Origin of the sequence: Acetatifactor muris, from assembly GCF_024623325.1 — a bacterium.
GTDB lineage: Bacteria > Bacillota > Clostridia > Lachnospirales > Lachnospiraceae > Acetatifactor > Acetatifactor muris.
The window spans coordinates 1-21219 of record NZ_JANJZD010000030.1 but is presented as its reverse complement, the minus strand read 5'-3'; the positions used below and the strand labels follow the sequence as shown (position 1 = coordinate 21219).

General features: G+C 50.2%; 20 protein-coding genes, 2 tRNA genes, 1 rRNA gene, 1 pseudogene and 1 riboswitch. Of the genes and pseudogenes, 20 read left to right on the top strand and 4 right to left on the bottom strand.

All coding sequences use genetic code 11. The features are described 5' to 3' along the window. The first annotated feature begins 74 nt into the window (after positions 1-74). Positions 75-1757, top strand: coding sequence for a transglutaminase domain-containing protein (locus NSB25_RS22205; protein ID WP_103241670.1), 1683 nt, complete (start codon positions 75-77; stop codon positions 1755-1757). Positions 1758-1798: 41 nt separating this feature from the next. Further along, positions 1799-2182, top strand: a complete 384-nt coding sequence (locus NSB25_RS22200) for an EF-Tu/IF-2/RF-3 family GTPase (protein WP_103241691.1) — start codon at positions 1799-1801, stop codon at positions 2180-2182. 23 nt (positions 2183-2205) lie between these two features. Here the strand turns inward: NSB25_RS22200 and NSB25_RS22195 are convergent, their stop codons facing one another. Continuing rightward, positions 2206-3060, bottom strand: a complete 855-nt coding sequence (locus NSB25_RS22195; protein WP_103241671.1) for a helix-turn-helix transcriptional regulator — start codon at positions 3058-3060, stop codon at positions 2206-2208. 206 nt (positions 3061-3266) lie between these two features. On the opposite strand from NSB25_RS22195, the gene NSB25_RS22190 reads away from it, so the two are divergent. The 15 genes and pseudogenes from NSB25_RS22190 to ispD all read left to right on the top strand — a co-directional run bounded on the left by NSB25_RS22190 (position 3267) and on the right by ispD (position 16374). Then, positions 3267-4328, top strand: coding sequence for a zinc-dependent alcohol dehydrogenase family protein (locus tag NSB25_RS22190; RefSeq protein WP_103241672.1), 1062 nt, complete (start codon positions 3267-3269; stop codon positions 4326-4328). 29 nt (positions 4329-4357) lie between these two features. Further along, on the top strand, positions 4358-5374 hold the full coding sequence (locus tag NSB25_RS22185) for an aldo/keto reductase (RefSeq protein WP_103241673.1): 1017 nt from the start codon (positions 4358-4360) through the stop codon (positions 5372-5374). Beyond that, positions 5368-5802, top strand: coding sequence for an RbsD/FucU family protein (locus NSB25_RS22180; protein ID WP_103241674.1), 435 nt, complete (start codon positions 5368-5370; stop codon positions 5800-5802). Before NSB25_RS22185 ends, NSB25_RS22180 begins: the two co-directional genes overlap by 7 nt. Positions 5803-5943: 141 nt before the next feature. Next, complete coding sequence (locus NSB25_RS22175) at positions 5944-7737, top strand: L-fucose isomerase (protein WP_103241675.1); 1794 nt, start codon at positions 5944-5946, stop codon at positions 7735-7737. A gap of 244 nt (positions 7738-7981) precedes the next feature. Then, a riboswitch (FMN riboswitch) is annotated at positions 7982-8134 on the top strand. A 278-nt stretch (positions 8135-8412) separates the two neighbouring features. Continuing rightward, on the top strand, positions 8413-9150 hold the full coding sequence (locus NSB25_RS22170) for an ECF transporter S component (protein WP_306817683.1): 738 nt from the start codon (positions 8413-8415) through the stop codon (positions 9148-9150). 67 nt (positions 9151-9217) lie between these two features. Then, positions 9218-9571, top strand: a pseudogene (locus NSB25_RS22165) (Uma2 family endonuclease); the annotation flags it as partial. A 497-nt stretch (positions 9572-10068) separates the two neighbouring features. Next, a complete protein-coding gene (locus NSB25_RS22160; protein WP_103241677.1) occupies positions 10069-10545 on the top strand; it encodes a YcxB family protein in 477 nt (158 codons plus the stop codon). Positions 10546-10654: 109 nt separating this feature from the next. After that, positions 10655-11125 carry a tRNA (adenosine(37)-N6)-threonylcarbamoyltransferase complex ATPase subunit type 1 TsaE gene (gene tsaE / locus NSB25_RS22155; protein ID WP_416385578.1) on the top strand — a complete coding sequence of 157 codons (471 nt, stop codon included), beginning with the start codon at positions 10655-10657 and terminating at the stop codon, positions 11123-11125. Positions 11126-11161: 36 nt separating this feature from the next. Further along, positions 11162-11890 carry a tRNA (adenosine(37)-N6)-threonylcarbamoyltransferase complex dimerization subunit type 1 TsaB gene (tsaB, locus tag NSB25_RS22150; RefSeq protein ID WP_103241678.1) on the top strand — a complete coding sequence of 243 codons (729 nt, stop codon included), beginning with the start codon at positions 11162-11164 and terminating at the stop codon, positions 11888-11890. 2 nt (positions 11891-11892) lie between these two features. After that, on the top strand, positions 11893-12342 hold the full coding sequence (gene rimI, locus NSB25_RS22145; RefSeq protein ID WP_103241679.1) for a ribosomal protein S18-alanine N-acetyltransferase: 450 nt from the start codon (positions 11893-11895) through the stop codon (positions 12340-12342). 94 nt (positions 12343-12436) lie between these two features. Next, the gene (locus tag NSB25_RS22140) at positions 12437-12685 is read left to right on the top strand and encodes a hypothetical protein (protein ID WP_103241694.1); all 249 of its coding nucleotides are present in this window, start codon (positions 12437-12439) and stop codon (positions 12683-12685) included. A 132-nt stretch (positions 12686-12817) separates the two neighbouring features. Next, on the top strand, positions 12818-13729 hold the full coding sequence (locus NSB25_RS22135) for a ribonuclease Z (protein ID WP_103241680.1): 912 nt from the start codon (positions 12818-12820) through the stop codon (positions 13727-13729). Between the two features lie 8 nt (positions 13730-13737). Then, positions 13738-14325: a DUF6715 family protein gene (locus NSB25_RS22130; protein WP_103241681.1), complete on the top strand. Its 588-nt coding sequence runs from the start codon at positions 13738-13740 to the stop codon at positions 14323-14325. Between the two features lie 50 nt (positions 14326-14375). After that, the gene (tsaD, locus tag NSB25_RS22125) at positions 14376-15419 is read left to right on the top strand and encodes a tRNA (adenosine(37)-N6)-threonylcarbamoyltransferase complex transferase subunit TsaD (RefSeq protein ID WP_103241682.1); all 1044 of its coding nucleotides are present in this window, start codon (positions 14376-14378) and stop codon (positions 15417-15419) included. A gap of 214 nt (positions 15420-15633) precedes the next feature. Beyond that, positions 15634-16374: a 2-C-methyl-D-erythritol 4-phosphate cytidylyltransferase gene (ispD, locus tag NSB25_RS22120; RefSeq protein WP_103241695.1), complete on the top strand. Its 741-nt coding sequence runs from the start codon at positions 15634-15636 to the stop codon at positions 16372-16374. A 150-nt stretch (positions 16375-16524) separates the two neighbouring features. Here the strand turns inward: ispD and NSB25_RS22115 are convergent, their stop codons facing one another. From NSB25_RS22115 to NSB25_RS22105, 3 genes are all read right to left on the bottom strand, one after another. Continuing rightward, positions 16525-17388, bottom strand: coding sequence for a carbohydrate ABC transporter permease (locus tag NSB25_RS22115; RefSeq protein WP_103241684.1), 864 nt, complete (start codon positions 17386-17388; stop codon positions 16525-16527). An 11-nt stretch (positions 17389-17399) separates the two neighbouring features. Further along, positions 17400-18368, bottom strand: coding sequence for an ABC transporter permease (locus NSB25_RS22110; RefSeq protein WP_103241685.1), 969 nt, complete (start codon positions 18366-18368; stop codon positions 17400-17402). 76 nt (positions 18369-18444) lie between these two features. After that, a complete protein-coding gene (locus NSB25_RS22105) occupies positions 18445-20160 on the bottom strand; it encodes a type 2 periplasmic-binding domain-containing protein (RefSeq protein WP_103241686.1) in 1716 nt (571 codons plus the stop codon). 410 nt (positions 20161-20570) lie between these two features. Between NSB25_RS22105 and NSB25_RS22100 the strand changes: the two genes are divergently transcribed. From NSB25_RS22100 to NSB25_RS22090, 3 genes are all read left to right on the top strand, one after another. Continuing rightward, positions 20571-20656 (top strand) — tRNA-Ser (locus tag NSB25_RS22100). Positions 20657-20718: 62 nt separating this feature from the next. After that, positions 20719-20807, top strand: a tRNA-Ser gene (locus tag NSB25_RS22095). Positions 20808-21116: 309 nt separating this feature from the next. After that, positions 21117-21219 (top strand): 16S ribosomal RNA (locus NSB25_RS22090); the annotation flags it as partial.

The window sequence follows — 21219 nt, the reverse complement described above, 5'->3', positions numbered from 1 at the left end:
GAGTTCGCAATAATCAGAGGTTGCGGCAGAGATGTCCGTTGTGTTAAAATAGCAATAAGCACCGGCAGTACAGGGTGCTGCAGAATGAATGGCCGTCTGACGGCAGAATGCGTGAGAATTTGAAGAAAATAGGAAAAGCAATCTTTTTTGTCATAATGTTTCTGATTATGGCCGGATGTCTGGGAATTCTGGTCTGTGCGCTGAATCCTTCGCTGACAGCCATGCTGGCGGAGAAAGTGGAGAGCCTGAGCCCGGCGCCGGGAGGGAACAGTGGGCCGGCCGATATGGGCGCACAGGGGGAGACGAATCAGCCTGTTGCCGTACAGCCCGGTATCAATACGGACTGGCTGCAGGAAGGAGACAGTCCCCATTATGAGATTCCCGGAACGCAGCCGGTGGAAACGCCCGCTTCCGTAAGCGGGAAAACAGGTTATGAGCCGGTGCAGGAAGAGGCGGAGCAAATTGCCCAGGAAGAAGCGGATCAGCTGACAGATTCCGTGGAGACCGGCGACACGGGCAGCGGACTTACCTTTGACAGAACCTTTTACCCATATTATGCCATGCTGGAAGGGGATATGCGGCAGCTATACAGTCAGATTTATGCCAATGCCATGGATTTAAATGCCACATTTGCACCGGTGGTTTCTGTCAGTGTGGAACAGCTTAAAAGTGTCTTCGAAGCGGTGTATAACGACCATCCGGAACTGTTCTGGCTTGAGACAGGGTATTCCTGTAAGTATCTGCGAAACGGCGGCTGTGTGGAAATTACATTAAAATATAACAGCACTGTGAACGATTTTGCAGGAGCAGAGCAGCAGTTCGAAGGGGAGGCGGAGAAAATTCTGGCGGGAGCAGGAGGCCTGAACTCCGCCCTGGAAAAGGAAAAATATGTTCATGACGCGCTGATGCAGAGGGCAGAGTATGACATGAGCGCCCCCATGAACCAGAGCGCCTACAGTGCGCTGGTGGGAGGGAAGAGTGTCTGCGCCGGCTATGCAAGGGCCTTTCAGTATCTGATGCAGCAGCTGGGCATTCCGTGCTACTACTGTACGGGATATGCGGGCGAAGACCACGCGTGGAATATAATCAATATAGATGGACGTTACTATAATGTAGATGTTACATGGGATGACACAGACAGTCCTACATATGATTATTACAACAGGACAGACAGAGAATTTGCAGATACACATATGCGGACAGGACTGTCCGTTTACCTGCCAGCCTGTGTATCCGACGATGACAGAACAGGAGAAAGTGATGCCGCAGCTTCCGGGAACGGGGAGGGAGCCCTTTCGGATTCCGGCAGCGGAGAAGAGGAGAGCGGCAATGTGGACTATCCGGGGACGGATTTGTCGGATCTGATCAATCCGAATCCCATACAGCCCATGGAATGGCAGAGCAGGACGCCGGCAGATACTGGCAGCGCAGGGCAGACGGCGGAGGAGAAAAAGCAGGAAAGCCTGGAAAAAGCGGGGATTACGGAAGAACAGGTTCGGGATACCCTGAAGGAATATTATGAGGACTGCAGGAAACTGATGAAAGAAGTGGGAAAAGGGGATCAGCAGTTCTCCAATGTGATACCGCAGTCGCTGTGGAGTTCAGTGGAGAGTGCTTACAGCACCGGAGACTACTGGAAGGGATATGTGGAAGGCGGCCTGAAGGATCTGGGAATGGAGAATTTTGCCATTCAGCTTCAGGTAGAGGATCTGGGCGGAGGGTATTATCGCCTGTATCACAATGTGCTTACTTATTGAGAGCGCAGAGCGCGGATATACTGAGAAGAAGGGAGACCAGAATGGGACTTTTCAGCTTTTTCAAGAAATCGAGGCCGCTGGACGGTACTTATCAAAGGGACAGGAGCCGGACGGAGGATATTTCCTTTGACAATGCCGTATATGGAACGGCAGAGACATTTCGTTTTGTGGTGGAGGACATCTTTTCCATTACCGGCAGAGGAACGGTTGTCACAGGAAAGGTTGCGGCAGGAGCCGTAGTTGTGGGGGATACGGTAATGCTGCGGAGAAGGGACGGCAGCGGCAGAGAAGTGCTCATTACAGGGATTGAAATGTTTCGCAGAATGCTGAACTCGGCGAAGAAGGGAGACAATGTGGGACTTCTTCTGCGCGGGGTGGACAGAGCGGAAGTGAGCAGAGGGGACATTCTGGAGCAGTGTGACTGACACCGGAATAAATAATTTTGGCTCTAGAGAACATTCTGCCGCCTGTATCTGCCGGGACTGATCTTATAATAATTGCGGAAGGCGGAAGAAAAATGCTCTGCGGAGGAATACCCCAGAGCTTCCGCGATGGAGGAGATACTTCTCTCCCTGTCGGAAAGTAAAATGGCGGCGGCTGACATTCTGGCTTCCGCCTTTTTTTGCTGGAATGTTTTCCCGTAATATTCCTGTAACAGCCGTTGGGTCTGCCGGGGGCTGACTTTCAGTCTGTCGGCCAGCACTTCCAGGGAAAGAGAATGATATTCATAAAGGAAGTACTGATCTATGATGACAGATTTGGAATCTGACATGTTGTGAGCAAAAACTGTGGAAGAGAGACGGTGTTGTTCATAATTGCGCACCATGCAGATCAGAAGCTGGGGAAGAAGAAGCTCCACCTGATTCTGATAGCCGGTGTAGCGATGTTCCAGCTCGGAGAAAAGCTGTCTCATCAGAGGGTGAACGCCCTGGGTATCCAGACCGATCCAGAAGGGCATGGAGAGAAAAGCATCCATCACGGGAGAGGGCTTTCTGGACCGGAAGGTGTCCCGTATCTTCAGATAGACACAGTATTCCTGCATGGGGTCATCCAGGATTGGGGTCTGAGCGTGCACTATGTGCGGACCTGTGACATAGAGGGTATTCGGCACTATGTCATAATACTGCCCGTCGGCATTCAGTTTTCCGTATCCGAAGGGAATGTAATGTATTTCATAACAGCCGCTGCCGTGACTGTGGGAAGGAAGGGTCTGTGTGAACCGTTCGAAGACGATATTCAGTGCCCGGACGCTGATGCCGTCCAGAGTAAAGCGGATATCCAGGTCGGTGTAGAGTGTTTTCAAAAAGCGGCCTTCTTTCTATGGAAATCAAATGTTGACAGTCGTCGTTTTTCCTAAAATTATTTTATCACGAAATCTTCAAAAACACGACACTTTTTGAAATAAATAGGCATAAAGTAAGCTTGCACGAAAATGGGGAAGCGCTATAATAGAAAGTAAGAAGACGGAAACGGTACAGTTACAATCATTTATGTATGGAGGGTAAAAAAATGGCAGTAAAAATGATGATGAAGGGTGCGGTTCTTCCCGGGAACAGCACGGTGGAAATGAAGGATTTCGAGGTGCCGACACCGGGACATGGACAGGTTCTGATCCGGACCATGGCTACCACCATCTGCGGAAGCGATATCCGCTGTATTTATCGGGAACACACCGGCAAGGGACCGGAAGGCTATATCCCGGGCATGGTGGCGGGACATGAGCCCTGTGGCATTATCGAGGAGGAAGGTCCGGGTCTGCGGCGTTTTAAAAAGGGAGATCGGGTTATCGTGTACCACATTTCCGGCTGCGGCGTCTGCAATGACTGTCGGAGAGGGTATTACATATCCTGTAAGAGCAGCTTCCGCCAGGCGTACGGCTGGCAGAGAAACGGCGGTATGGCACCTTATATTCTGGCGGAGGAGAAGGACCTGGTGGCATTGCCGGATCAGCTGACTTACAAGGACGGAGCCCAGGTTGCCTGCGGATTCGGAACCGTGTATGAAGCCATAGAGAAAATCGGTATCTGCGGCAATGACGCGGTGCTGGTGACGGGTCTGGGACCGGTGGGACTGGCAGCGCTGATGCTGGCAAAGGCTATGGGAGCCAATCAGCTCATCGGCGTGGAGATGAATGAGTATCGGATAGAGCTGGCGAAGAAGCTGGGACTGGTGGATCATGTGTTTAAGCCCGGGGATGACGCGCTGGAGAACATTCTGGCAGTGACCGGCGGCAGAGGCGTGGAGAGAGCCATTGACGCGTCCGCCAACGATGCGGGCAGACAGCTGGCAATCCGCGCCACCAGAGAGTGGGGGAAAATCGCTTTCGTTGGCGAGGGCGGAACCTGTACTTTTAATCCCAGCCCTGACATTATTCACGGTCAGAAGAGCATCTATGGTTCCTGGGTGACTTCCCTGTGGAAGATGGAGGAACTGGTGGAGCGTCTGGTTCGCTGGAATATTCATCCGGAAGATCTGATTACCCATGAGTTCTCCATTGATCAGGCGGCCGAGGCGTATCGTCTGATGGCAGGGGGAGAATGCGGCAAAGTGGCAGTGGTATTCGATAAATAAAACGGTGGAGCTGGAACAGGAGCAAAAATATGAGCGAGACATTAGATAGAAGTTTACTGCCTGTCAGAAAGCTTTATACAGGGGAGGAGATCCCCTGTGTGGGGCTGGGCACATTCGGATCCGATAAGTACGGGGCAGAGCAGGTTTCTCAGGCCGTATACGGAGCCATACGGTATGGATATCGTCTGATTGACTGTGCGGCAGTCTATCAGAACGAGGATTCCATCGGTGAAGTACTGCAGCGTGTGATGCAGGAAGGAGCGGTGGAGCGGAAGGAACTTTTTGTTACATCGAAGGTGTGGAATGATATGCACGGAGAAGGGAAGGTGTTGGAATCCTGCCGAAAAAGCCTGCAGGATCTGAGACTGGATTATCTGGATTTGTATTTTGTACACTGGCCTTTTCCCAATTATCATGCGCCGGGCTGCAGCGGGGATTCCCGGAATCCGGATTCCAGACCTTTTTCGGTGGAAGAATTTATGGCCACCTGGAGACAGTGTGAGGAGCTGGTGGATAAGGGACTGGTGCGTTATATCGGCATGAGCAACATGACCATACCGAAGCTGGAGGCCGTGCTGCCTCTGTGCAGAATCCAGCCCGCTGCTCTGGAGATGGAGCTGCATCCTTCCTTCCAGCAGAAAGAACTGTTTGCCTATGCCCTGGAGCACAATATTCTGCCCATAGGATACTGTCCCATTGGCTCTCCGTCCAGACCGGAGCGGGACAGAACGGAGGAAGACGTGGCGGATACCGAGCTGCCTGCAGTTTTGGCCGCCGCGGAAGCCCACGGTGTACATCCGGCGATTATCTGCCTGAAATGGGCGGTGCAGAGAGGGCAGGTGCCCATTCCGTTCTCTGTAAAAGAAAATCAGTATATATCCAATCTGAAATCTGCAGCGGAAGATCCGCTGACAGAGGAAGAGATGAAAGCCATCGAAGCGGAGGACAAAAACTGCCGTCTCATCAAGGGACAGGTGTTCCTCTGGGAAGGCGCAAAGGATTGGGAAGATTTATGGGATGTTGAGGGGGTGATTACCACATGTTAAAAGGAATACCGAAAATTTTGTCTCCGGAACTTTTGAAGGTGTTATGTGAAATGGGACACAGTGACCGGCTGGTGATTGCGGACGGGAATTTCCCGGCGGAAACTATGGGAAAGAACGCAATCGTCATTCGCATGGACGGCCATGGAACCTGTGAAATCCTGGAGGCGATACTGCAGCTTTTCCCGCTGGATACTTATGTGGAGCATCCGGTGAATCTCATGCAGGTGATGCCGGGGGATCCTGTGGAGACCCCTGTCTGGGAGAGCTATAAGGAGATTGTGAAGAAGGCGGATGAGCGGGGAGCGGATGCCGTGGGGGAGATAGAGCGATTTGCATTTTATGAGCAGGCCAAAACCGCTTACGCCATCATCGCCACGGGAGAAAGCGCATTGTATGCGAATATTATGCTGCAGAAGGGTGTAGTGTAAAACAGGAAAAGCGCATGAGTATGACGCAGCTGAAAATGGCTCCCCTCAGGGCTATGGAAGGAAAAAAGCGCGAAGGACGGGCGTATACAGCGCAGGGAATCTGTGTATAAACGTATAAAAATAAATTTTAGGAGGTTCATTATGGCAGAAAACAGGTTAATCGGCGAGTATCCGGTCATTGGGATTCGTCCCACCATCGACGGCAGGAGAGGGGTTCTGAAAGTACGGGAATCTCTGGAGGAACAGACCATGAACATGGCCAGAGCGGCGGCGGCTCTTTTCGAGGAGAATCTGCGTTACTCCAACGGGGAACCGGTGAAGGTGGTGATTGCGGATACTACCATCGGGCGTGTGGGAGAGACTGCGGCCTGTGCGGACAAGTTCCGCAGGGCGGGAGTAGATATCACTCTGACTGTTACGCCCTGCTGGTGCTATGGAGCCGAGACTATGGATATGGATCCCAATACCATAAAAGGCGTCTGGGGCTTTAACGGCACAGAGCGTCCCGGTGCGGTGTATCTGGCGTCTGTGCTGGCCACCCATGCCCAGAAGGGGCTTCCGGCTTTCGGCATTTACGGACATGATGTGCAGGCGGCGGACGATACCTCCATTCCGGAGGATGTGCGGGAGAAACTGCTGCGATTCGGACGGGCGGCTGTGGCCGTGGCCACCATGAGAGGGAAATCTTACCTGCAGATTGGCTCTATCTGCATGGGTATCGGGGGCTCCATCATTGACCCGGCTTTTATCGAAGAATATCTGGGCATGCGTGTGGAGTCTGTGGATGAAGTGGAGATTATCCGCCGGATGACAGAGGGAATTTACGACCAGAACGAGTACGGGAAAGCCCTTGCCTGGGTGAAAGAGTACTGTAAGGAAGGCTATGACAAGAATCCTGAGGAAATACAGAAGTCCAGGGAACAGAAGGATCAGGACTGGGAGTTTGTAGTCAGGATGATGTGTATCATCAAGGATCTGATGAACGGGAATCAGAATCTGCCTGAGGGCAGGGAAGAGGAAATGGTGGGCCACAATGCCATCGCTGCAGGTTTCCAGGGACAGCGGCAGTGGACTGACTTCTACCCCAACTGTGATTTCCCCGAGGCCATGCTGAATACTTCCTTTGACTGGAATGGGGCCAGAGAGCCGTATATTCTGGCCACGGAGAACGATGTACTGAACGGTCTGGGGATGCTGTTCATGAAGCTCCTGACCAACAGAGCCCAGATTTTCGCTGATGTGCGTACTTATTGGAGTCCCGAGGCAGTGAAGAAAGCCACCGGCTATGAGCTGGAGGGAATTGCAAAACAGGCGGGCGGATTTATCCATCTGATCAACTCCGGCGCCGCATGTCTGGATGCCTGCGGACAGGCCAAAGATGCGGACGGCAGCAGCGTAATGAAGCCCTGGTATGAGGTAACTGAGGAAGATCAGAAGGCTATAATGGCAGCCACAACCTGGAACTATGCTGACTGCGGCTATTTCCGCGGCGGCGGATTCTCCTCCCACTTTGTGACGGAGGCGGAGATGCCGGCTACCATGATTCGCCTGAACCTGGTGAAAGGCCTGGGGCCTGTGCTGCAGATTGCGGAGGGATGGACCATTCATCTGCCCGAAGAAGTGACAGATGTGCTGTGGAAGCGCACGGACTATACCTGGCCCTGTACCTGGTTTGCGCCCAGGACTACCGGAAAGGGAGCATTTGCCACAGCTTACGATGTGATGAACAACTGGGGGGCAAACCACGGCGCCATCAGCTATGGACATATCGGTGCGGATTTGATTACCATGTGTTCCATGCTTCGGATTCCCGTATGTATGCATAACGTGGAGGAGGACAAAATCTTCCGTCCCGCGGCGTGGAATGCTTTCGGCATGGATAAGGAAGGTCAGGATTACCGGGCCTGTGCGGCATACGGACCTCTGTACAAATAGGCGCAGAGGGACTGGAAATCCGAGCCAGTCAGCAGAGAGGGCGGTCAATTCTGAATGCCCTCTCAGGCTTTTGATGTGAAATTGGAGGTATCGTAAATCCGGGAAGCTATACGAAAAGCGCAGGAGGTTCTGCAAAAGTAGACGCAATGGAAGAACTTGAAGGAAATGTCATGAGAAAAGAAAGACGAAAAATCTCTTGATTTTCCTCTCGAACCGTATTATAATGTCAAACGTATATAAAAAGAAAATTCTTCGGGGTCGGGTGCAATTCCCTACTGGCGGTATAGTCCGCGACCCGGGGCAGAAAGGGTATCTGATTTGCAGTTTGCCTGTCTGTCACGGCTGACTCGGTGAAACTCCGGGACCAACAGTAAAGTCTGGATGAAAGAAGAAAGATCGAATGCAAAGAGAGCGGCGGATATTTTGGGAAGACGTTTCCAGGATATACGTTCGATATGATGTGCTGTTATTTTGCAGTGCATTTGATGCAGTCGAGAATAAGCGGAAGACAACCCCGAATCTTTTGATTCGGGGTTTTTTGTGCAGGAAGGGCCGGCCTGTATGAAAAAATTCCGGGACAGGAAGAATTTTCTCTCATAAAAGAATTGTCGTGCGCCGAGTATACTTCGCACTATAGAGCTGTCGCGCAGCGACTTAATTTAGGAGGAAATGAAAATGAATGAACTGTTTCAAAATGTTGCGGAAAATGCGTTGTATGTGGTGGGTTTCCTGGGGATCATTGTCGTCCTTTTTGTGACGGCCGTTTTTCTGGAGAAGGCAGCCCGGAAGAAGAATGGAATAACGGAAGCGGTGTTCAGCACGAGAAAGATGGCTATGATTGGATTGTTCAGTGCGATTGCCATGATTCTGCATTTGCTTGATTTCCCGCTTCCCTTTGCACCTCCTTTCTATAAGCTGGATTTCAGCGAGCTGCCCATACTGGTGGGAACATTTGCTTTTGGGCCTGCGGCAGGCGTTATGATGGAGTTTATCAAGATACTGCTGAAGCTTTTTGTCAAGGGTACATCCACCGCTTTTGTGGGAGATCTGGCTAACTTCGTGATTGGCTGCAGCTTTATTCTGCCGGCGTCAGTTATATATGCTTTTCGCAAGAACAAAAAGACAGCCATCGTGGCATGTGTCACAGGTACACTGATAATGACTGTATTTGGCACTGCTTTCAACGCGGTGTATCTGCTTCCGGCCTTTTCAAAGCTTTATGGTATGCCGCTTGAAAGTATTCTGGATATGGGAAGTGACATAAATCCTCTGGTGAGTGAGGGCAATATTGTCAGCTTTGTAGCAGCCTGTGTTGCGCCGCTGAATCTGATCAAAGGCGTCAGCGTGTCTGTGATTACACTGCTCATCTACAAACCGCTGAGTCCCATTATCAAGGCCGGACACAGAGGGTGAGTATTGCATTATTTGCATCCTGTTCTGTTATTGCGAAAGTCTTTAAAAACCCACAGAGAAAGAATAATATCCTTCTCCATTTGCTGTACTTTTGAATGGGGATGATACAGTTTATCTGGAACCTGATATTTCTGTAATATGTGATAAAAACAAACTTACCGAGGAAGGCTGTAAGGGAGCGCCTGACTGGATTCTTGAAATTGTATCACCCACAAGCCGCCAGATGGACTACAATAAAAAGCTATTCAAATACCGCTCCGCAGGAGTCAGGGAGTATTGGATTGTCGATCCGATGAAACTGCAGATTACGGTTTATAATTTCGAGTATGATACATTTGAAGAGTACTCATTTTCAGATAAAGTGAAGGCGGGTATATATGAATATTTTGAAATTGATTTTGCAGGGATAGAGCATGGATAATAGGGCTAACCTTGCAGCAGCAAGATTTGGACCAGACATTTTACAAAGATTGTGGAGCGTCTGGTCTATTTTTATTTCCATGAAATGTAAGGCCAGGAGATTGCGTTGGTGCTTTATAACGAAAACGGCATCTGGTTGACCTGACGAAACAGTGTAGAAATAAGGCGCTTAACTTGTCTGAAATTCGTTAATAAGAGTTATTTCTGAACAGTGGAAGGATATGTTCAGCAGTGAGATAAAGCCAGGAATGGAAAAAGAAATATTTATAGGCTGCGTGTGTAAGAAAATTTTTTTGAAGACGCCAGTCAGTTCTCTAAAATATTCAGACAGATTGCCGGAGAATCGCCCACTGGATATCGGTCGAGATATCAGGCGGGAAAATGAGGCTTTTTAAGTGATAAGTTTCGGACGGTTTTTTCTTGCTTTTTTCAGATTTTTAGAGTAAAATTGCAGGAAGAATATATTTACCAGATTTCACATACGACAGGTGAACGGCCATGATCAATCTATCAGTAAAAATTGAAGCGGGAGATTTATATGACTATATGCTGATGCACTCCTACAACAGTCCGGCAGGCGTAGTGGGAAGCGCGTTTGGAGCCATATTGATTTTATTTGCCATTGCCACGCGGCAGTGGATATTTATTGTCCTGGGACTGGTGATGCTGCTCTATCTGCCCTGGACGCTGTTCGTAAAAAGCAGGAGTCAGCTTTTGAATAATCCTGCTTTTCAGGAGCCGCTGCAATATATTCTTGACGAGGAAGGGCTGACTGTCTCTCAGGGGGAGGCACAGGAGAAGATGGCCTGGGAGGATATGCATAAGGCGGTTTCCACCGGCAGAAGTATTATTCTCTATACTTCCCGGGTGAATGCCACGATTTTCCCGAAACGTCAGCTGGGGGATCAGCGGATGTCTGTGATTGAGATGATTTCCACCCATATGCCGCCTTCCAAAGTGAAGATTCGACAGTAACTCTCCGTGCAGTCGGGCTGTATCGCGATGCAGTCCGGATGTGAAGGAACTGCTGCAGTCTCAGAACTGCAAAGCAATAAGAGAGGATGCCATGGAATATAAAAATGGAATGGAGATTCTGGCCGTTCTGAAAAAGGAGGGCAGAATCCTGGCAGAGACCATGTCGCCGGAAGAAACCTTTGCCCTGGGAGAAGCCCTGGGAAGAGAAGCCTCGGCGGGACAGATTTTTACGCTGACAGGTGACCTGGGGGTGGGCAAGACTGTGTTTACCCAGGGATTTGCGAAGGGACTGGGGATTGTGGAGACGGTAAACAGTCCTACCTTTACCATATTGCAGATTTATGAGGAGGGACGTCTGCCGCTCTATCATTTTGATGTATATCGCATTGGCGACGCGGAGGAAATGGATGAAATCGGGTATGAGGATTACTTTTACGGAGACGGTGTCTGCCTGATAGAGTGGGCGGATTTAATCGAAGAGATATTGCCGGAACAGCTGGTGAGAATCTCCGTGGAGAAGGATCCGGAAAAAGGATTTGACTATCGTCGGATTGAGATTGAAAGGAGAAGCTTGCGCTGACGCGCCGGTCTGCGGGGTGGCGGCAGGGAGGATTTTGTGAAGATATTGGGTTTGGACAGCTCCGGACTGGTTGCCGGGGTTGCGGTTCTGGAAGATGATGAGCTGGTGGCGGAGTACACCACCAATTATAAGAAGACACATTCGCAGACACTTCTGCCCATGCTGGATGAGCTGTGCAGAATGGTTGAGCTGGATCTGCAGACAATCGATGCCATAGCGATTGCCTCCGGGCCCGGTTCTTTTACGGGGCTTCGCATCGGCTCCGCCACGGCGAAGGGCCTGGGGCTGGCGCTGAAGAAACCACTGGTGGAGGTGCCCACACTGGAGGGCCTGGCGTGGAATCTGTACGGTTCTGAAAGGATTGTCTGTCCGCTGATGGATGCCAGGAGGAATCAGGTATATACCGGGGCATATGAATTCCTGCCGGAGGGAGAAGGATTTCGGTTGAATCCGGTGATTTCGCAGGGCCCCATGGATATCGGAGAGATTTTGGAAAAGCTTGCGGCCATGGAACGAACTGTGATTTTTCTGGGGGACGGCGTGCCGGTGTACCACCGTGTGCTCAGGGAACAGAAGGGTCTGCAGTTTACAATTGCCGGTGCCGGGAATAACAGACAGAGGGCGGCCAGCGTTGCGGCGCTGGGAGCTGTTTATTTCAGAGAAGGCAGAGCGGTCACGGCCGCGGAACATCGGCCGGAGTATCTGCGCAAGAGTCAGGCGGAGCGGGAGGCAGACCAGGCCCGGGAGGAGCAGAAGACCGTTTGACTATGAAGATTGAAATCAGAGAACTGCGGGAAGAAGACATAGAAGCACTGGCAGATATAGAGAGGGAAAGCTTTTCCATGCCCTGGTCGGAGAATGCGTTCCGGGATCTTCTGAGGCAGCCGTACTGTCGGTATCTGGTGGCTCTGGCCGACAGCCTGGTGGCAGGCTGCTGTGGGTATACCAATCTCTGTAATGAGGCAAATATTGACAATGTGGTGGTGGCGGAACGATTTCGCAGACGGGGAATTGCCCGGGCCATGCTGGAGAAACTGTTTGCCCTGGGAGAAGCGGAAGGTGTGGAAGCATATACGCTGGAGGTCCGCGTGAGTAATGTGGCGGCCATTCACTTTTATGAGCAATGCGGCTTTTGTCCGGAAGGTATCCGGCCGGGATTTTATGACAGACCGAAGGAAGACGCATTGATTATGTGGAAAAGGAAAAAGATGTATTGACAACAATTACCAAACGTATTTATGTATATTTTTAGTATAATGAGAATGTGGTGCAGTTGTTATGACAGTTGTATGCATGAAGGGAGATAAAAGTATGCGTAAGTACGGGGATGGACAGGATAGAAAACTGATTCAGGTTGTGTGCAATAAATGCGGCAGAGCCCTGAAGGTGGAAAACGGATATCTGAGAGAGTATTGTTTTACCGCGGACACTGTTTTCGGCTATTTCAGCCGCAGGGACGGTATGAAGCACCACTTTGATTTATGTGAGGACTGTTATGACAGTCTGACGGAGCAGTTCAATGTGCCCGTGGAAGAGACGGAGGCATTGGAGCTCCTTTAAATTATGTAAACAGCGGCAGGCCGCCCAGTACCCCAGAGAACTAACGGACGCAAGTGCGGCCGGAATTCTCTGCCCAAGCCTGGGTACTGAGCGGGCAGCCGCGGAACTGGAATAGAAGAAGGAAGCGCTGCTATGTTGGATGTAAGTCTGCTGGGAACGGGAGGAATGATGCCGCTGCCTTATCGGTGGCTCACCTCGCTTATGCTCAGGTACAATGGAAAAAGTATATTGATAGATTGCGGGGAGGGGACTCAGATTGCACTCCGGGAAAGGGGGTGGAGTCCCAATCCTATTGACGTTATCTGCTTTACTCATTACCATGCCGATCATATCAGCGGACTGCCGGGAATGCTTCTCACCATGGGAAATGCGGAGCGGAAGGAACCTCTGCAGCTGATCGGACCCAGGGGACTGATCAGAGTGGTGAATGCGCTGCGGACCATTGCGCCGGAGCTTCCCTTTGAGATTCAATATTGTGAGATTACGGAGGAGGAGCAGACTTTTTCTTTTGAAGGTTTTCAAATTAGGGCTTTCAGAGTGAATCATAGTGTGGTATGCTATGGATACAGCCTGATTGTGGAGAGAAAAGGACGTTTTGACAGGGAACGGGCTCTGGAGCAGGAGATTCCCATGAAACTGTGGAGTCGGCTGCAAAAGGGAGAAACCATTGTACAGGACGACAGAATATATACTCCTGATATGGTACTGGGACCGCCGCGGAAGGGTCTGAAGGTGACGTATTGCACAGACAGCAGGCCCGTGGATGCCATAACAGCCAATGCGGCGGGTTCCGACCTGCTGATTCTGGAGGGGATGTACGGAGAACCGGAGAAGCAGACGAAGGCCAGAGAGAACAGGCATATGACCATGTATGAGGCGGCCAGAATCGCAAGAACGGCAGGTGTTCCGGAGCTTTGGCTGACCCATTACAGCCCTTCGCTGATGCGGCCGGAGGAATATCTGGGAGATGTGCGGAAGATTTTCCCGGGCGCCGTCGCCGCCAAGGACGGCAGGACGGTCGAGCTGAATTTTGATGAGGAGTAAAGGAAAGCATGAAAACCATGAAGAAGTCCACCGTAAGGATAATAGTTATCTTTCTGATTATCATCATTTGTATTATCGGCTATTATACTTATCTGTCCGGGAGAAGGAGGGATACCGCGGGGGAGGCGAAGATGACCACGGTGCAGCTTGTTCTGAGCCGGGATCTGGTGAATGATTATCCGCCCACGGTGAAGGAAGTCATCAAGTATTACGCGGACATCCAGAAATGCTTTTATAATGAAGAGTGCACGGACGAGGAAGTGGAGCAGCTGGGACGGAAGGCCCGGGAACTCTATGACGATGAACTGCTGTCCATCAACGAGGAAAGTGCCAATCTGCTGCAGCTGAAGGCGGACATCGCTTCCTTTAAATCCGATAAAAAGCAGATAGGAAGCGTGGCTGTGGCATCCAGCGTAAATGTGGACACTTTTCAGGAGGACGGCTATGATTTCGCCAGAATACAATGTACATACTCCCTGATTGAAGACGGTCAGAGCAGCATGTCGTCCACAATTTATCTGCTGCGGCGGGATGAGAACAGACGATGGAAGATATACGGCTGGGATCTGGCGAAGAATGTGAATCCCACAGACTGACGGGAGAGGCAGGCCGTCAATTGTGATGAATAAACTGTGAGAACGGTGAAATGGAAGAAGAGAGAAAAGTGGAGCAGAAACAGGAAAAGGATGTACTGATGCTTGCCATCGAGACATCCTGTGATGAGACAGCAGCTTCCGTGGTGAAAAACGGCAGGAAGGTGCTGTCAAATGTTATTTTTACCCAGATTGCGCTGCATACGCAGTATGGCGGGGTGGTGCCGGAGATTGCCTCCCGGAAGCATATAGAGAAGATAAATCAGGTGATTGAGGAAGCTCTGGACCAGGCAGATGTGACATTGGCTGACATTACGGCTGTTGCGGTTACCTATGGACCGGGGCTGGTAGGGGCATTGCTGGTGGGAGTGGCCGAGGCGAAGGCCATCAGCTTTGCCGCGGGAATTCCGCTGGTGGGGGTTCACCATATCAGCGGTCATATCAGTGCAAATTATATCGAACATGAAGATTTGGAACCTCCCTTTATCTGCCTGGTGGCTTCCGGAGGACATTCCCATCTGGTGGCGGTAAAAGATTACGGGGAATACGAAATCATCGGCAGGACAAGGGATGATGCGGCCGGCGAAGCCTTTGACAAGGTGGCCCGCGCCATCGGACTGGGATATCCCGGAGGACCGAAGATTGATAAAATATCTGCCCAGGGCAATCCGGATGCCATTCCTTTTCCCAGGGCGAAGGTGGCGGAGAATGAATATGACTTCAGCTTCAGCGGCCTGAAATCGGCGGTGCTCAATTATCTGAATGCCTGCAGGATGAAAGGGGAAAGCTTTTCTCAGGCGGATGTGGCGGCTTCCTTCCAGAAGGCGGTCATTGATGTACTGGTGGAGCATTCGCTTCATGCAGTCAGGGAATTTGGCTATGAGAAATTTGCCATAGCGGGGGGTGTTGCCTCCAATTCTTCGCTGCGGGCTGCTTTCGAGCGGGAATGTGAGAAAAGGAAGATTGCCTTCTACCGGCCGTCGCCGCTTCTGTGTACTGACAATGCGGCCATGATCGGCGCGGCGGGGTACTATGAGTATAGAAAGGGTGTCCGCAGCGGCTATGATTTGAATGCGGTGCCGGGATTGAAGCTATAGGTGTGCGGCTGCGGCAGTGCAGCGCTTCGGCTGAATTGCTGCATAAGGTCGCTCAGTCCGGGCAGAGCAGGAGCCGGATATTTTGTCCCTGCGGCATACTGGTCGAACCGGCAGGGAACAGGAACATATTCCGGGAACGGGGAGCTGCAGGAAAAGAAAGCAGGAAGTTCAGCGCGTACAAACAGGAATGGAAATGGAGAGGCATGACGGGAAGATGAAAAAAAGATGTACGGCCGTAGTGCTGGCTGCAGGCAGCGGAAAACGCATGAAAAGCAGTGTGGCAAAGCAGTTTATACAGCTGGACGGCAAACCTCTGATCTGGTATGCGCTGAGAGCGATGGAGGATTCGGAAATCATAGACGACTGCATTCTGGTGACGGGAGAGGAAGACATTCCTTATGTGCGCCGGGAAATTGTGGGGAAATACGGGTTTGGCAAAGTGGATGCAGTGATTGCAGGAGGAGCGGAGCGCTGCTTTTCCGTGGCCAATGCGCTGCAGGTAATTGCCGGAGAGAAAATGAAAGCAGCCAACCGGGACGGTTATGTCTTTATACATGACGGTGCGAGACCTTTTCTCACTGAAGAGATTCTGCGGGATACCTACAGGGCGGTGGAAACATATCATGCCTGTGTAGCGGCAGTCCCTTCCAAAGACACTGTTAAAATAGCGGACGTGAGCGGATTTGTAGCTGCAACGCCTGCAAGGGAACTGCTCTGGAGCATTCAGACGCCCCAGGTGTTCGAAACGAAGCTGATAGTGAAAGCTTATGAAATGCTTCTGGAGAAATGGGACAGCCTTCGGGAGCAGGGGATTGTGGTGACGGACGATGCCGGTGTGGTGGAGCTGTTCTCGGATACAAAAGTGAAGCTGGTGACGGCTTCCTATGGGAATATCAAGATCACCACGCCAGAGGATCTGGCGATAGCGGAGAAATTGCTGTCAGGCATGAAGTAAGGTATAAAGTAAGGTATGGAGCGTTCGGTGAAAACGGAAATCGGAATAAAGTGTTAAAATTTCACAGTGACCGTACGAAGAGATATATGGAGACAGATAAAACATAAAAAACCGGGACAGAGAATTCTGCCTCGGTTTTTATGTATATGTTTATTCTTTTACTGCTCCGATATTGACCCCCTTTACGAAATATTTCTGCAGGAAGGGGTACAGAATCAGGAAGGGAAGGATTGCCGCGATAATACCCGCGTTGTATAGTGTGGTCTGCGACACCGGATATTGGGTAGGCGGCGTGTCGCCGTCCATAATCATGACGCGCAGCTTGTACTGGAAGTTTACCTGGTTCGGATCCGTGATATAAATCTGTACGGTGGAATAATCGTTCCATACGCCTACAGCGAACATCAGGCCGATGGAGGCCAGAGCCGCTTTGGAAAGCGGCAGTACGATTTTCAGGAAAATTCTCATGGGAGAACAGCCGTCGATCTTTGCCGCCTCAAACAGACTTCCCGGGATACCTTCGAAAAAGTTTCTCATCAGCACGATATTGGACACATTGATGCCGTGCTTGATAACCAGGATCCACATGCTGTTCAGCAGTCCCAGACGCCTCATAACCAGATACTCAGGGATCATACCGCCGGAGAAGATCATGGTAAAGAGCAGGAAATAAGCCATCAGATTACGCCCGGGCATATCGAACTGGATCAGAACATATCCGCCTAATGTACAGAGAATCAGTCCGAACAGGGTCCCCACAATAGTAGTTACAAAGGAGTTAATCAGGGGCCTGAAAAGTCCCTGTTCGCCGAAAATAACCCGGTAGCCGTCCAAGGTAAACTGAGAGGGCCACAGCCGAAACTGATACACACCTACTGCGTTCAGAGAGTCGACAACTACCTTCCAGATGGGAACCAGTATAATCAGTGTGATGATAATGAATACGATATAATTTATAGCGTCAAAAAGGGAAAACTTTTTGCGTTTGCCGGAAACCGCTTTTGTCTTAGCCATATCCGTACCTCCTATACAATACCGCGGCCGCGAACTTTTTTGCTGGCCCGGTTACAGATTAACACCAATACACAGCCCACCAGGGAGCGGAACAGACCTACTGCTGTGGAATAGCCGTAATCGGGTCTGGCCACTGAGAAAGTCTGGCGATAAATATAAGTACCGATTACATCCGACACATTGTATACGGCAGGATTATACAGTACGAATACGGACTCGAACAGATTCAGAACCTTTGCCAGATTCAGAATCAATACGGTGATAATGGTATTGGAAAGAGCGGGGAGTGTGACATAACGCATTTTCTGGAAACGGGTGGCGCCGTCAATATCAGCTGCCTCATAGAGTTCCGGGCTGATGCCGGCCAGAGTAGCTAAAAAGATGATGGTACCCCATCCGGTTTCTTTCCAGATATTGATCAGATAGAAAATTGGCCGCCACATACTTGATGTTGCCAGGAAGTGGATATTGCTGTCATTGGCTCCCAATATTCCCCACTCTCTCAGCAGACCGTTCAGCATACCGGTGCTGGAGGGAGACAGAATCAGGGTGAAGATGGAAGCAACCACTGCCCAGGACATGAAGTGCGGCAGATATATAATGGTCTGAAGGGTTTTCTTCGCAAAAAGATTTCCCATTTCATTCAAAAAGATAGATACGACTACAGATGCAAAAGTAGTCAGGAACAGTTTTACAATGCTCAGGATCAAGGTATTTCTGAAGGCGTCCCAGAATGCGGAGGCCTCAAACATTCTCTGGAAGTGGGTCAGTCCCGTCCAACTGGGACCAGCGGGACCGGCTTTGTATTCCATAAAAGCATAACGGATGCCCAGCATGGGCCAATAATTTACGATAAGCACAAATATAAATACAGGTAAAAACATCAGATAGTGTCCCCGATTGTTCCAAATGCGCAGTTTCAGGGGTTTTTGTCTGACTTCCATGCCTGTGGAGGTTACTATTTTCGTCTTTTTGCTCATACCGTCCTTTTCCTTTCGAGATTATCTTATAAAGGAAGCCGCCCTGCCCTCCGGACAGGACGGCTTACGGAATCACTTATTCTGCAGAATTCAGTTCTTCCAGGATCTGATCAACCAGGGGACCTACGGTGTTCACATAGGTTTCCATTGCCGCGTCCACATCACCGCCGTTAACGACAACGGAGGAGATAGCCACATCTCTTGCATCCAGAATTTCAGAGGATCTCTCACTGTAGGTAGGAGAAGCAGGAGAGGAAGGGGCGTCAACACAGTTGTCCGTGAAGAATTTGTTGCTGACATCCTGATTATCGTTGCTGCTGACATAACCGTTGGTCAGAGGGGCAACTACCAGAGCGGGATCAAGATGGTTTTTGACTGCGATCACATTGGGATCTGCCAGGCTTTGGCGCATATGGAATTCGCCTTCCGCATAGGAGTACTCTTTTCTCTTGCTCTCGTCATCCGGATTGGTTACGAATTCCTCCGCCTCAGTTGTCCAGTCAAGCCCTTCCGCGCCGTAGGTCCAGAGAGTCTGCACTCTGTCTCCATCCAGCATGGTATCCAGGAAGGCGTCAAAGATAGCCTGTTCACGGGAATCATCCCCGTCACCATCGTCGATAATAACCCATACGGGAGATTCTCTGTTCAGATAACCGCCCCAGGAATTCTGAATCTCAGCGATAGGAGCCAGCTCGTATACATCCTTGGGAAGATCATTTTTCTCAAGGTTGGTAATCAGGTTGTTGTACCAGTTGCCTGCCCAGTAAGTGAACACGCCTGCGGAACCTACCTGCTCGGCACCCCACCATTTTTCACGGGCCTGCTTGGTACCTGCGGTATAGCTGTCGGGGTCGATTACTTTGTCAACAAAGTAAGCCTGTTTTAACCTTTCAAGAGCTGCTTTGGTCGCTTCAGTCTGGAATCCGTCGTACCATACGCCGTCCTCACCCTGAATGATACTGGGATAAGCATCCTGCCAGAATTCGGCGGTATAGTTGATCCAGGGAGCTTCGGTACCGATAAGGCCTGCGGAGATAAAGCCGTAGGTATCGCCGTTTACACCGTTTCCGTCGGGATCTTCATTCTTGAACTTCAAGAGCATGTTGTAGAAATCATCATAGGTCTTGATGTCTTCGCCTTTCAGGCCCACGTTGTCAAGCCAGGACTGCTTTACATAAGTAATACAGCCATTGCCGTAAGTGGGAGCGAAGCCGTAGAGACGTCCCTTTGAGTCCTTGAGTCCTTCTGCGATACCGGTGAGCTGAAGTCTGCTCTGGAACTCGGCGTTCTCATAAGCTTCCGTCATGTCCCACAGAAGTCCGGTGTCCTGATACTGACGCAGCATGGCGGCGCTCATGATCATAACGTCGGGATACTGTTCGCTGACGAACATACGGCCCACATACTCGCTGTAGTTGGTATGGTTGCCGACTTCAAAGTCAATGTTGATTTCGTGGCCGATCTTTTCGCCGATTGCTTCCTCCAACTGGGGGATGAATGCTTCACGGATGGTTCTCTGAGGTTCTGTTTCCTGTTTTACGGAGTTCACGGTACCGTCCACGATGACCTTCAGATCGGTCAGGACATAACCTTCTCCGCTGCCGGAACCGCCGTTGTCGCCGGAGCTCTCTCCGCTGTCAGCTGCACTGCTGTCAGCAGCACTGCTTCCGCTGTTGCCGGCATCATTACCGCCGGTTGAAGCATTGTTATCGGTATTCCCACATCCGGACAGCAGCATGGATGCTACCAGTGCGGTGGAAACCGAAACAGATAAAAACTTACTCTTTCTCATCTTTTCCTCCTTTTATTACGATATGTAGTAAGTTGTGCCGCTTCGGATTCTCATAAAGCGTACTTTTTGAAAAAATATAATTCTTGCCATATAAGTTTAGAAGATATCAAAGAAAAATAAACTTTCTAATATTTTTATAAAAAAATAACTAAAGAAAGCAAAACTTTCTCTTGCTTTTTTGATAATTTTGCTGTAAACTTTGTAATAGTCGCTTACATCCATATATTCTCAAAAAGTACGCTTTTTGAGAAATAATTTTATGAAACGGGCTGATTCTGATAATACGCTGTTTCAGTGAGAAAACGGTATCATAAAAATTATGATAAAAAATGTAAAAAAGTTGTTGACAGAGTAAAATGTTTTTGCTAGAATAACTTGTGCCGTTGGGAAATGGCAGATGTGAAATGCATGGAGAGATATCGAAGTGGTCATAACGAGGCGGTCTTGAAAACCGTTTGTCCGCAAGGGCGCGTGGGTTCGAATCCCACTCTCTCCGCTCTCAGGACTGGCGGTACAGCCTGATTAATAACATATAGTTTGAGAAATTTCTACTTGCCTGGAGAAGTACCCAAGAGGTCGAAGGGACACCCCTGGAAAGGGTGCAGGTCGTTAATAGCGGCGCGAGGGTTCAAATCCCTCCTTCTCCGTTGGCGGTATTAAAAAGCCGCAGAAGCATATTGAAACAATATGCCGTAGAACCTTGACAAATAAACAGTAATGCGACCCTGAAAATTCCACGAAAAAGGCAGAGGAGACTCGGCCTGAAGCGACCAAAGCGGAGCGGGAATCAAAGCGGAACCAACCCGGGAAGTCCTGGGGAGAGGGGGCTTAGAGGAAAGCGAAGCGGAGGGAGAGGAATTTCAGAGAAGAACAAAGAACTCAACCAAAAACAGTAAACCAGAAACCAAAACTGGAAGCCAGAAGGAACTGGCAGGAAGAACTTGAAGTGAGAGATAAAACATGAGAGTTTGATCCTGGCTCAGGATGAACGCTGGCGGCGTGCCTAACACATGCAAGTCGAACGGGCACGGTTTGAAACCTAGTGATAACCGTGCTAGT